Below are 12,636 nucleotides of genomic sequence, written 5' to 3'. Positions count from 1 at the left end.
ACAACTCCTGTGCACTGCGTTCATTCCCTTTACATTCTATTCTTTAGGAGGAAGAGGAATAAAATATGACGATAACGAATTTCCATAAAGAAGCCTTTTAAAGAATATGAACACTTCTATTGGGTAATAATGGGTAAAGGTACAAAAGGAGGAATTGTTTTGGAACAAACATTGTATGAAAAAGTGGGCGGACAAGAAGCTATTGAAAAAGTAGTTGATTATTTTTATTCTGAGCTCGTGTTAAAAGATGAAACGGTCAGTCACTTTTTTGAGCATACGGATATGGATAAACAGCGTCGACATCAAGCCAAGTTTATAAGCTTTGCCTTAGGTGGACCGAATCAATATTCAGGAAAGTCGATGGCCAAAGCACATGCAAATATGAATATTCAACCCGAACATTTTAATGCAATTGCTAAGCATCTTCACGATGCACTTGCTCACTTTAATGTTGAAGAGCCGGATATTGACCAAGCATTAAGTAAAGTTGAATCCTTAAGAAATGATATTCAATATAAATAAAGCATAAAAAAAGAAGGTTATTGTAACCTTCTTTTTTTATGCTCAAAGCTGTGATGTATGAAGGAAACATGGAAAAGACATCGTAATATGATAAAAATGCAATAGGTGAAAATATTTGTTGAAAGTCTGGGAGTGGGAGTATGTCAGCAATTAATGGAAAGCAATACGTAGAGAGAATTAATCAATTAAAAGCAAATGTATGGGTTGATGGCAAGCTCGTAACAGGCAATATATCAGAACATCCGGCTTTTAAAGGAGCCATTAACAGTCAAGCTAAGCTTTATGATCTTCAGCATGATAAAAAAATTAAAGCTATCATGACATACCAATCTCCGACTTCTAAGGAATTTGTTGGTACATCTTATTTACAACCTAAAACAAAAGAAGAGTTAAAAAAAAGACGAGAGATGACTCAGCAATGGGCGCAATTAACCCATGGTATGATGGGAAGAAGTCCAGATTATATGAATACCGTATTGATGGCTTTTGCATCCTCTGCAGAACTCCTGAGAGGAACAGAAAACTGCTTTCCTGAAAACATCATTTCTTATTATGAATATGTGAGAGAACACGACTTATCGCTCACTCATACATTCATCGATCCTCAAGTCAATCGAATCCAATTTTATTACGAGCAAAACGACGAACCGATAGCAGCAAAAATAGTTGATAAAAACAATGAGGGAATCGTTATCCAAGGAGCGAAATTGCTTGCTACACAGGGTGGAATGACGGATGAGCTACTCGTACTGTCTTCAGCCGGCATTCAAGGAAAAGAAAAAGGATTTGCTTTTTCGATTCCAAGTAATACAAAAGGAATTAAATTTATTTGTAGAGAATCATTTGCAGGAAAAGATTCGACGTTTGATTATCCATTAAGTTCTAGATTTGAAGAAATGGATACAATTGTTGTCTTTGACCATGTATTGGTACCGTGGAACCGCGTGTTTTTCTATGAGAATGTAGACGTATCAAATACATTCCTTGCTTCTAGTTCCTTCTCAGCCTTCGCTCTTCATCAAGTAACTTCAAGGAGAATTGTCAAAACAGAATTTGTATTAGGAATTGTACAATCTCTGATTGAAACCATTAACATTACGGACTATCCGCATGTGCGAGAAAAAGCCACGGAGCTTATTATTGCGTTAGAAACGATGAAAGCTCTCGTGATGAAAGCAGAAGAAGAAGCGGAAATTGATTCATGGGGCTACATGCGTCCGAATGAAACTACACTTCGTATTGCCGCAAATTTATTTTCAAAAACATATCCTACCTTTACAGAGATTATCCAGCTTTTAGGTGCAGGCGGACTAATGGCAATACCGACAGAAAATACGTGCCGCTCATTGCTTAAAGAAGATATTACGCGTTATTTGCAAGCTAAATCAAGAGGAGCAGAAGATCGAATTAAGCTTTTTCGACTAGCCTGGGATTTAATCATGAGTCCGTTTGGCACTAGAGAAACATTATATGAACGTTTTTTCTTTGGGGAGCCTGTACAATTAACTAGTTATCTGTACCTATCTTACGATAAAGAGCGCTATGTACAGAGAGTCACCGATTTTTTGAAAAGTTAACGGTGAAAACTGATCTCCGCTGGATACGATAGTTTAGTTACAAAAATAGCGGAGATGCTTATTGAATAAATTTGAAAAATCTGCAATAATTTTCAGGTAATCATTTCCGTGAAAATACGAAGGAATACTATAAAGATAGGATGTTACAATGAAACAATTAATCTATTTTGGTTTAGAACAAGGAAAATCTTGTGTTTTTCCTGTTATTATTTTTCTTACATTGGCTATGACAAAAATAATTGAAGTACCGTCTATTTCTAGATATGACCTTATTTTATTAGTCTGTCTAGGAACTCAAATTTTAATGGTGATGTTTAAACGAGAAACGCTTGATGAAGTAAAAGTCATCGCAGTATTTCATTTAATTGGACTAGCGTTAGAACTCTACAAAGTTCATATGGGCTCATGGAGCTATCCGGAAAAAGCTTTCACTAAAGTCTGGGGAGTTCCGCTGTACAGCGGATTTATGTATGCTAGTGTAGCCAGCTACATGTGCCAAGTGTGGAGAAGGCTTGAATTAAAGCTTACGAACTGGCCTTCTACATGGATTGTCAGTATACTAAGTGCGGCTATTTACCTTAACTTTTTCACGCATCATTTCATTTACGACTTCCGCTGGTTTTTAAAACTTTTTACTTTAGTTATTTTTTATCGAACTTTTGTGTATTTTACGGTTAACAAACGTACATATCGCATGCCTTTAGTATTGTCTTTTGTACTGATTGGCTTTTTCATTTGGATCGCTGAAAATATCGCAACATTTTTCGGAGCATGGCAGTATCCAGATCAACAGCAGCAGTGGACAATGGTTCATATAAGTAAAATTAGCTCTTGGCTTCTTCTTGTGATTGTTAGTTTCTTGATTGTTGCTTTACTAAAGCATTTAAAAGAAAATCAAAGCCAATTTAAACAAAGGAAGAAATCAAAAGAAACAAACGAAATATATGAAAGATAGAAACATAACTATGTACACGCTGTTAATAATTTTTGGAGGCTTATATGCAAGAATATATTTTTCATCTTCCCCATTTTAAATCAGCGGGGAAGACCGTAGCAGTTAAAAATGAAAATGGAGAAAATGTCGGACAAATTAAGAGAGCGCATAAAAATATGTGGACTAAAAGTATTGATTTTTTAACTCGTGATGGACTTCCAGTTTTAGATTCTATTTCTTGGTTTCCTATCTTCTCCTGCGGCTTAAAGGTACATTTACAAGTTCAATGGGAAGGAAGAACGGTGCTTATTGATCATGTGGAAAAACACCGGTGGGTGATAAAAGAAAATGGAAAAACAGTGGGGTATCTATTAGGTAAAGGAATAATTAAAAACGAAGGGAAACAAGAAATTAGATGGGGAAATAACGTCTACATGTTAAGCAGTAATGAAGCCATAGAGGAGGCGTGTATTTTTAATCAAAAAAGAGAAAAAGTCGCAGAGTTTAAATCAGACCTTTTTCATTTTAAAGAAGGCAAACACTCAATAAGAGTAATAGAAGAACTGCCGGTACCCATTTTTATCGCTTCTTACTATATAACTACTTTTATTATGTCATACATATAATCAGGCGCAGAGTGATTCTGCGCCTGATTTTTATATCATGATTTTACAAATATCATTTGTGAATTCAACGGGATCACTAATAGATAAGCCTTCAATTAAAAGAGCCTGGTTATATAATAGATTTGTATAAAGGTCTAATTTCGCTTTATCATTTTCAAGTGCATCTTTTAAAGAAGCGAACACATCGTGATTTACGTTAATTTCTAGCACTTTTTCTGCTTTTACATGCTGATTGTCAGGCATAGTACTTAAAATTTTCTCCATTTCAATCGTTACTTCACCATCAGCTGATAAGCAAACGGGATGTGTTTTTAAACGTTTAGACGCGCGGACATCTCCTACTTTTCCCGCCAAAGCTTTTTTCATATAGTCAAATAGCTCTTTGTTTTCTCTTTCCTCAGACTCATTGAGCTGTTCTTCCTCTGCTTCAATCCCTAAGTCACTGCTTGAAACAGATTTAAATTCTTTTTCTTCGTACGTCATTAACATTTTAATCGCAAATTCATCGATATCTTCTGTAAAATACAGAATTTCGTACCCTTTATCTGCAACCAATTCTGCTTGAGGAAGCTTTTCAATTCGTTCGTACGATTCGCCTGATGCATAATAAATATACTTTTGATCCTCAGGCATGCGCGATACGTACTCGCCTAATGTCACTAGCTTTTTCTCTGTAGAAGAATAGAATAAAAGCAGGTCTTTTAACACGTCTTTGTTGCTGCCAAAGTCACTGTAAACGCCGTACTTCAGCTGACGGCCAAATGATTCATAAAACTTCTCGTACTTTTCACGTTCGTTTTTAAGCAAGCTTTTTAATTCATTTTTGATTTTCTTGCCGATGTTTTTGGCAATCAGCTGAAGCTGGCGGTCTTGCTGCAAAATTTCACGTGAAATATTAAGAGATAAATCTTCAGAATCTACCATACCTTTTACAAAGCTAAAGTAATCTGGAAGAAGATCTGCACATTTATTCATAATTAAGACACCGTTTGAATACAGTTCAAGTCCTTTTTCAAATTCTTTTGAGTAGTAGTCAAACGGACTATTTTCTGGAATAAATAAAATGGCATTGTAGCGAATCGTTCCATCCACATTAATGTGAAGGTGAGTGAGCGGTTTATCAAATCCGTAGCGCTTTTCTGAATAAAACTGCTCATAGTCTTCTGAAGTCAATTCATTTTTGTTTTTCTTCCAGATCGGTACCATACTGTTGATAACTTGTTCTTCGGTATAATCTTCTAGCTCGTTATCCGCGTCTTCTTTAGGACGTTTTTCCGTTATGTCCATTTTAATCGGGTAGCGAATAAAGTCTGAATACTTTTTAATGATCTCTTTTAAACGATACTCTTCTAGATACTCATCATATGTTTCATCTTCTGTATTTTCTTTAATTTTTAAAATGATTTGAGTTCCGACCGTTTCTTTTTCGCAAGGTTCAATTGTATAGCCATCAGCACCAGTAGATTCCCATTTATAGGCTTTATCGCTGCCTAAAGCTTTACTAATCACCGTTACGACATCTGCTACCATAAACGCTGCGTAAAACCCAACGCCGAATTGGCCGATAATCGTGTGCCCGTCCTTTGTTTCATTTTCGTTTTTAAACGCAAGAGAACCGCTTCTCGCAATTGTGCCCAAGCTGCTTTCAAGCTCTTCTTGCGTCATGCCAATTCCAGTATCCGTAATGGTTAAGGTACGGTTAGCTTTATCTGGTGTTACTTTTATGTAGTAGCTTTCTTTGTTAAAATGCAAGGAGTCGTCTGTTAAGGCTTTGTAATAAATTTTATCGATTGCATCACTTGAATTTGATAGAAGTTCTCTCAAAAATACTTCTTTTTGAGAATAGATGGAATTAATCATCATCTCTAATAATCGCTTTGATTCAGCTTTGAATTCTTTTTTTGACATAAGAAGTTCTCCTTTCCAAATAGGGCTTATAAAATAATTAGCACTTGAGTTGATAGAGTGCTAATCACTCTTCTTATTTAACATGTATTGGGGTGTTTGTCAATATATTAGGAGATTTACCAAAGAGATTAAAAATTAGACTGAAAAAAGCAAACTTTTAAAAAAAGGTTGAACGTTCTGAAAGAGTTTGCTAGAATATACTTAATTTCAAAGACTATATGTGACTGGCGAAACGCGGATAACCGTGAGGAAGCATATAGTGACGTAGCCGTTCGCCTGGGCAGAGGTAAGGGATTAATACATATCTCTTACCTCTTTCTGTTTAGGGGGAGAGGATATAGAAGTTATCAGACATGTAGGCTAAAAAACCAGACTTTTAAAAAAATTAAAAATGAAGTTCCTTTATCCAAAGGTAAAAACATGTAAAACTACGATGATAATCAGAGGAGAGTACAAAATGAGCACATTAACATTGGAAAAAGTACAAACAATCAAAACATTAAACAACATTGCACAAAAAGGTCTAAATGTTTTTAATCAAGAAGGTTATCAAATTGACAACGACAGCGAAAATCCAGATGCTATTGTCGTGCGTAGCTTTAACATGCACAGCATGACATTTGACCAAAATTTAAAAGCTATTGCACGAGCTGGAGCAGGGGTTAATAATATACCAGTGGACGCTTGCACGGAGCAAGGTATCGTTGTATTTAATACGCCGGGAGCTAATGCAAACGCAGTAAAAGAAATGGTTTTAACTACAATTATGGCTTCTTCTCGTAACTTATTTGCTGGAGTTGAATGGACAAAAGGATTAGATGGCCAAGGTGATCAAATTCCTAAGCTAGTTGAAGCAGGTAAAAAACAGTTTGTTGGAAAAGAAATCAAAGGCAAAACATTAGGCGTTATTGGTTTAGGTGCGATTGGTGCTCTTGTAGCAAACGATGCGCTTGATTTAGATATGGACGTAATTGGTTTTGATCCATTCATTTCTGTTAATACAGCTTGGAATTTGTCTCGCAACGTACAGCGTGCCATGTCTCTAGAAGAACTATTTGCAGCATCTGACTATATTACGGTTCACGTTCCATTAACGGACGATACAAAAGGTGTTTTCAATAAAGAAACGTTTAGCATCATGAAACCGGATGTTCATATCTTGAACTTCTCACGCGGTGAGCTTGTAAACGAAGAAGATATGAAAGCTGCTCTTGAAAGTGGAAAAGTTGGTCGATACATTACAGATTTCCCAAATCAAAATGTCTTAAACATGAAAAATGTTGTGCCAATTCCTCACTTAGGGGCATCAACTCAAGAATCAGAAGAAAACTGTGCGGTAATGGCAGCACGTCAAGTGAAAAATTTCTTAGAAACAGGAAACGTTAAAAATTCAGTAAACTTCCCGAATGCATCTCTTCCTTACACTGGGAAAAAACGCGTAGCTGCTTTCCATCACAACGTGCCGAATATGGTAGGACAACTTACGCAAGTATTCTCAAACTATAATTTAAACATCGCAGATATGGTGAACAGAAGCCGCGGTGAATATGCGTATACAATGATCGATATTGACAATCAAGTAAGTGACGAGATTGTGCCTGAGCTAGAAGAAAAAATCGGTCAAATTGAAGGAATTATTACAAGTCGTATTATCTAATTTGGTTCCCGTCATATTTTAGTGTTACAGCCCTAACTTAGAAAAGTTAGGGCCGTTTTTACATGGTGTTTATCTTCATATCGTTTCCTTCATTCCCATAGCATATAGAAATACCTTTAAAGAGGTGAACGTTTTGTCAGGAGAACTGATAGGAATTTTGATAGGGTCGCTCATCGCGCTGGCAGGAACATTCATTACGTCTGTCGTAGCTATAGTGATGTCGAAAGAGCAATACAAACAAGAGCTTCGCAAAGCATTTATCCAAAAGAAAGTTGATGCCTATACCCATGTGTGTCAAGTTATTCTAGCTATAAAAAACGATTTACTTACAAAAACTGTTTCTTCAGCTGGCTTAAATTGGACGGCTCAATCTATTAACAAACTAGCAGATGTGTGTATTACGGAAGGGCTATGGATCGATGAAGAAGACAGCAAAAAGCTGGAGGTTCTGCAGAAGCAGCTTTCAAAGTTTGTATTTGATGAAATAGAACTGTCTAGACAAGATATTCTCACAGCCTGTTATGAAATTGTTGAATATTGCGAAAAAAAGGTAAGGATTCTTCATTTTATGACTACAAAAGAATAGGTGATTACTACTTTAAGAAGTGATAGTAGAAGTATTAAAAAAGCATCGGTCTTAACGATTGTATGAGAAGTGTATGAGCTATTTCATATTTAATACAGTTCTTAACAAACAGTAAGTGTTTATGAAAAGAACTTTGCAGCAGCATACAAAGTTCTTTTTTTCGTTCAATTGTGGATATAACTAAAGAAAAACAAAGCAAGCAAAAGGGTAATTCCAACTACACAAGCCACTTGAATGGTATTTAAGGATGTTGATAACCAAGGGATTAAAGGGATAATACATAAAACTAAGCTACCTAGTACAATAGCAAAACGAATAACAAAGACGACTGTTATAGAACGAATGCCACATACAGCTGATATACTAATCACTTCTTTGTAGAATGAAATAACTTTTTTGTCCAGGGTTAAGCATGCTTAACATCTCACGTTAATGTCTACATTCACATTATCTTAAGTTTCAATTCATACTGGCTTCATATAAATTAATCATACTGAATGTATTAATGAAAGATATGAGGTGGAACAATGTTAAAAAAGCTTTTTAAACTACTTACACAAGAAACCGAGATATCTAAAGATAAAGAAGTAGATCTCCACGAAGAGAACGATTTTAACGAAGTTTGTGATGATCATTTCATTATAGATGAGTATTAGAAACCCTATAAAATGCTGCGAAATTTAAAGAATTGATTGAGTATATCCGTATAACCAGTAATTGCACAAGGGTCGTAAAGGTATACTTTTACGGCCGATTAATATTGATAAATTGCTTTTCACATGAAACAATGTGAAAAAAATGGGCATCCTAGAAGTAAAAGGAGGGGATAGAATGGGCAAAGAACCAAATGATGAAACAAGTGAAGGGCTGAATCAGCTTTTTGAAATCATCAATGCAAAAGGCGACGAGGGCGAACTTAGAGAAATTGTCAGCAGGAGCAGTGAAAAGAATAATCATAAAAATCATGAGGATCAATCGTAAAAAGAAAATAAAAAACCTCTTCATGGAAATCATGAAGAGGTTAGATGAAATAGTATTGCAACCATTCCATCCCGCAGAGTTTTAAAGTGTTTTAAACTCTTGATACGACTGGTTTTATGGAACTGATGGGATTCGAACCCACGACCCCTTGTCTGCCAGACAAGTATTCTCCCACTGAACTACAGTCCCGATTATGTAGAGCCTTTATTGCGTGTTGACTCTACTATATTTTAATACGTATGCCGCGCGTTCGCAATAGTTATTTTCAGTGTTTTCTAATTTCTTCATATGAATATTAACTTCTAAAAAAATCATTTACTTCTTGTTTATACGTATAAAAAAAACTTGGAATTTGGCTTGGTTCCAATCCTTGTGCAGCGTATTTGCTGATGGATTCGTAGTACCATTTCTGCTTCTCGAATCCTCTTTTAAAGCTATTCCAAATCGTATCTCCTTGCTGATCGTAGCTTTCTTTTAAAGATCGTAAATTGTCTAATTTATCTGCTACAATTAAAGATTTCACTTCAAGAGAACCAGTTTTAACGATTTGAATTGTATGCTCTTTACGTTCTTCCCAGCTTTTTGATTTGTCTTCTGTATGAGCTTCAACAATCTCTGCTACCTCTAAGCCAAATCTTTGTACAATTTCTTCAAGTGTTACACTTGTATCTTCTACAGCATCATGCAGATAAGCTGCTGCAATTACTTCTTCACTAAAACCTGCTTTTTCTAAAATATTACCTACGTTAATAGGATGAACAATATAAGGTGTATCGGACAGCTTGCGCATTTGGCCGCTATGAGCGTGTTCTGCATATCTACGTGCTTCTTTTATTAAAGACATCATATTCCTCCACTTTTTATCCAGTATATCTTCATATTATTAGTATAAACGAATATAGCTTTCCTCACTTTATAAAATTGCACAAATTCATTTCTTATAATAAGGGAAGGCTACCAAAATCCCTTCTTATTGTAGTTTTTTTATAAAGCCTAATATCTATTTAATAGGCCTGTATCAGTTGCCATTTCCTTTTTTATTCATAGTTTGTATGAAGGAGTGATAGCAATGCAAAACCGTAATAATCAAAATATTAAGGTCATTGATGTTTCTCATCACAACGGAACAATTGATTGGGCAAAAGTGGCGTCGGATGGTGTAAAAGGCGCGTATATTAAATTAACAGAAGGCACAACCTTCTTAGATAAAAAATCATATGATAATTATATAGGTGCAAAAAATGCAGGTCTACGTGTAGGCTTTTATCACTTTGCTCATGTTGATAATGATCCCATTGCAGAAGTTAATTTCTTTTTAAATAAATTAGGCAGCATGAAGGTTGATTTGCCTCATTGCTTAGATTTGGAAGAAAATAAAGGGAAAACAAAAGCGCAGGTCACAGCCTTTGCAGTTAGATGGATGGAGTATATTGAAAGGAAAACAAGCATTACGCCTATTCTTTATACGGGTTATAGTTTTATTAAATCCAATTTTACAAGCGCTGTAGCAAAATATCCGTTATGGGTAGCCCGTTACAGTGGAAGTAACCGTTCTAAGGGATTTGCTAATCCAGGGAATACAGCCATTTGGAATAGATGGGCTATGTTTCAATATACAGATCAAGGAAAGGTAAAAGGAATTAACGGAAATGTTGATATTAATGAAATGGATTTAGATTTTTTTAATAGTATCAATACAGGCATTACAGTAGTGGAAAATAATAAACCCTCAGCGCAATTGCAGCAAGGTGATAGCGGACTAGCTGTAAAAGAATTGCAGCAAAACTTAATTAGATTAGGATTTGAACTTTCCCAGCAAGGAACCGATGGTCAATACGGCAGCGAAACTATTGCAGCTGTTAAAGCTCTTCAAGAAAAGTATGGATTAACGTCAACTGGAAAAGCTGATGAGAAAACATTAGCTAAAATGATGGAATTGCTTAAGGGTGTAAGTAATCCTGTCGAAGAATCATTACCAAAGGTTACTTCACTCGGAGATAAATATGCTTTTCAAGTAAAAGCGAAGAAGGATATTGGAGTCTACAAATATGCAAATGTAACAGAGAATTTTAGAACGATAAAAAAAGGCACGGTATTTAGCGTATATGGCTATACGAATGCAGCATGGGCTGTTCCAGGCGGATTTGTGCAAATGAAAGACGTAGAACCTATCCCAATTACAATTAAAACAGGCGGATTAAGTAAAGACATGGAAACAGAGTTTCGTGCTTTCTTAAAAAATGAAGGAATTGACAGTGAATTACACGTACATGCAATAGGTAATCCGTCCGCTGAACTTACCGCAGCTGGACTGGATTTTGTAAAAGTTAAACAGTTTTTAGATAAAAAAGGCTGGTACTACAAGCAATAAACTCCCGCTCCGAAGAGCGGGGGGTTATTTTGGTATTTTGTAAAAAAAGAATAGCAGAGATCAATTAAGTAATTAAAATATGTTCTAAATAACAAAGTATGTAATAACAAAAAAGGTTCTATGTATAGTTCACCTCTAACAGTCATATTTTTAGTCAACAGCTCATGGAGGGTAAATGAATATGAAAAATACGCAGATTCGAATTGAAACACTATCCTATCACTACGAAAACATTATGGTGAATGATGAAGTAGAGCGTGCGATAAAAAGTATTGAAGTGACGTATCGAGCATATAAACATAACCACGTTTTAAACGGACATGTAGTACTTTCAGGAGAAGAGATTTACGATCTCCAGCAGCTGACTCACGCAGTGGCTGGGAAAATAAAAGCAGAATTAGAAACTTCGTAAAAAAACGCCTTTCTTTAAATCTCAAACCAAGATTAAAGAAAGGCGTTTTTTATTAATTATTAATCAAACTGCAAAAAGAAGAAATTAAAATATGTTCTAAATAAAATATATAAATAAAAAACATAGCATCTAAGAGAATTCCTTAAACCCTACACATTATCTTTGTATTGTGAACCTTGGCTTTTTTACTACTGCTACTCGTCTTTTACTATGTGTAAGCAACACGCCGCATAACGTAATGATGCCTCCAACAATGGAAGCTGTGCTGGGGATATCTTTTAAAAGCAGCCACGCTAAAAAAAAGGACAGCGCAGGAGTTAAGTAAAGAGAAATGGCAGCTTCAGCAGAACCTATACGCGATGTCAGATAAGCGAGTATCATATACGGAATAACGGTTGGGAATAATCCTAAATATATCACGCTTATCGCTGATCTGACAGAGATATGAGCAAGCTCTATTTCTAACCCTGGTAAAAAAACAAGCATAGAAATGGCAGCTCCCCAGATACTGTACGTTACAAAAGAAAGAAAACCATACTTTTTTAATAATTTTTTTGACATACCATATAGATGCTTTCTGCAAGGGCAGCTAGTAGAATTAGTAAGATTCCATTAACCGAGTGTACAAAATTCTCTTTGCTGAAAGTTAAAAGTGCAATACCTGCAAAGCTTACTGCAGATCCAATCCATTTTCTTTTTCCGAACGCTTCATGAAAAAAGAAAATAGCTAAAAACGCGGAAAAAATAGGAGTCGTCGAGACCAGTAAACTCGCAATACCCGCACTTACCGTTTTTTCTCCAATGTTTAATGCTGTGTGATAGACAGTAAAGCCTAAAAAACCGAGCGCTAAAAGAAGTGGAATATCTTTTATATCAGGCAATCGCATGCGTGTGGCTATTGCAATAACTAACAACACTATAGAAGCAATACTTAATCGAACAAAAGCGAGGTGCTGAGGAGAAAACGATTCCAATCCTATTTGAATAACTGGAAATGCTGAAGCCCATAAGCTAATCATCAGTATATGTAAAAATACAAGGCTAAACGTTAATTTCATGCTT

The 12,636-nt window shown here is 35.6% G+C and carries 11 protein-coding genes, 1 tRNA gene, 1 pseudogene and 1 riboswitch; of the genes and pseudogenes, 9 read left to right on the top strand and 4 right to left on the bottom strand.

The features are described from left to right. Window positions 1-159: 159 nt before the first annotated feature. The 4 genes from SB717_RS11265 to SB717_RS11250 all read left to right on the top strand — a co-directional run bounded on the left by SB717_RS11265 (window position 160) and on the right by SB717_RS11250 (window position 3,659). On the top strand, window positions 160-522 hold the full coding sequence (locus SB717_RS11265; protein ID WP_025751868.1) for a group I truncated hemoglobin: 363 nt from the start codon (window positions 160-162) through the stop codon (window positions 520-522). A gap of 140 nt (window positions 523-662) precedes the next feature. Next, window positions 663-2,099, top strand: coding sequence for a 4-hydroxyphenylacetate 3-monooxygenase, oxygenase component (hpaB, locus tag SB717_RS11260; RefSeq protein WP_410903734.1), 1,437 nt, complete (start codon window positions 663-665; stop codon window positions 2,097-2,099). A gap of 148 nt (window positions 2,100-2,247) precedes the next feature. Further along, window positions 2,248-3,054 carry a DUF817 domain-containing protein gene (locus SB717_RS11255; protein WP_410903733.1) on the top strand — a complete coding sequence of 269 codons (807 nt, stop codon included), beginning with the start codon at window positions 2,248-2,250 and terminating at the stop codon, window positions 3,052-3,054. A gap of 44 nt (window positions 3,055-3,098) precedes the next feature. Next, window positions 3,099-3,659 (top strand): tubby C-terminal domain-like protein, encoded by a 561-nt coding sequence (locus SB717_RS11250; RefSeq protein ID WP_410903732.1) that lies wholly within the window; start codon window positions 3,099-3,101, stop codon window positions 3,657-3,659. 30 nt (window positions 3,660-3,689) lie between these two features. Here the strand turns inward: SB717_RS11250 and htpG are convergent, their stop codons facing one another. Further along, window positions 3,690-5,567 carry a molecular chaperone HtpG gene (gene htpG, locus SB717_RS11245; RefSeq protein ID WP_098623148.1) on the bottom strand — a complete coding sequence of 626 codons (1,878 nt, stop codon included), beginning with the start codon at window positions 5,565-5,567 and terminating at the stop codon, window positions 3,690-3,692. 210 nt (window positions 5,568-5,777) lie between these two features. Next, window positions 5,778-5,856, top strand: a riboswitch (ZMP/ZTP riboswitch). Window positions 5,857-6,024: 168 nt separating this feature from the next. On the opposite strand from htpG, the gene SB717_RS11240 reads away from it, so the two are divergent. The 3 genes from SB717_RS11240 to SB717_RS11230 all read left to right on the top strand — a co-directional run bounded on the left by SB717_RS11240 (window position 6,025) and on the right by SB717_RS11230 (window position 8,791). Beyond that, window positions 6,025-7,224 (top strand): phosphoglycerate dehydrogenase, encoded by a 1,200-nt coding sequence (locus tag SB717_RS11240; protein WP_057243561.1) that lies wholly within the window; start codon window positions 6,025-6,027, stop codon window positions 7,222-7,224. Window positions 7,225-7,357: 133 nt separating this feature from the next. Then, window positions 7,358-7,810: a hypothetical protein gene (locus SB717_RS11235; protein ID WP_074681203.1), complete on the top strand. Its 453-nt coding sequence runs from the start codon at window positions 7,358-7,360 to the stop codon at window positions 7,808-7,810. An 831-nt stretch (window positions 7,811-8,641) separates the two neighbouring features. After that, complete coding sequence (locus SB717_RS11230) at window positions 8,642-8,791, top strand: hypothetical protein (protein WP_013057122.1); 150 nt, start codon at window positions 8,642-8,644, stop codon at window positions 8,789-8,791. Between the two features lie 117 nt (window positions 8,792-8,908). Here the strand turns inward: SB717_RS11230 and SB717_RS11225 are convergent. Together SB717_RS11225 and SB717_RS11220 are read right to left on the bottom strand one after the other, a co-directional pair. Beyond that, window positions 8,909-8,980 (bottom strand) — tRNA-Ala (locus SB717_RS11225). Window positions 8,981-9,086: 106 nt separating this feature from the next. Next, complete coding sequence (locus SB717_RS11220; protein ID WP_074681201.1) at window positions 9,087-9,635, bottom strand: HD domain-containing protein; 549 nt, start codon at window positions 9,633-9,635, stop codon at window positions 9,087-9,089. A gap of 225 nt (window positions 9,636-9,860) precedes the next feature. Between SB717_RS11220 and SB717_RS11215 the strand changes: the two genes are divergently transcribed. Both SB717_RS11215 and SB717_RS11210 read left to right on the top strand, forming a co-directional pair. Beyond that, a complete protein-coding gene (locus tag SB717_RS11215) occupies window positions 9,861-11,162 on the top strand; it encodes a GH25 family lysozyme (RefSeq protein WP_410903731.1) in 1,302 nt (433 codons plus the stop codon). Between the two features lie 181 nt (window positions 11,163-11,343). Then, window positions 11,344-11,574 (top strand): hypothetical protein, encoded by a 231-nt coding sequence (locus SB717_RS11210; protein ID WP_237758608.1) that lies wholly within the window; start codon window positions 11,344-11,346, stop codon window positions 11,572-11,574. Window positions 11,575-11,730: 156 nt separating this feature from the next. Here SB717_RS11210 and SB717_RS11205 read toward each other — a convergent pair. Beyond that, a pseudogene (locus SB717_RS11205) lies at window positions 11,731-12,632 on the bottom strand (DMT family transporter). Between the last annotated feature and the right edge of the window lie 4 nt (window positions 12,633-12,636).

Source organism: Priestia sp. SIMBA_032 (assembly GCF_046535215.1).
Taxonomy (GTDB): Bacteria; Bacillota; Bacilli; order Bacillales; family Bacillaceae_H; genus Priestia; species Priestia aryabhattai.
This window is presented reverse-complemented; position numbering and strand designations above follow the sequence as displayed.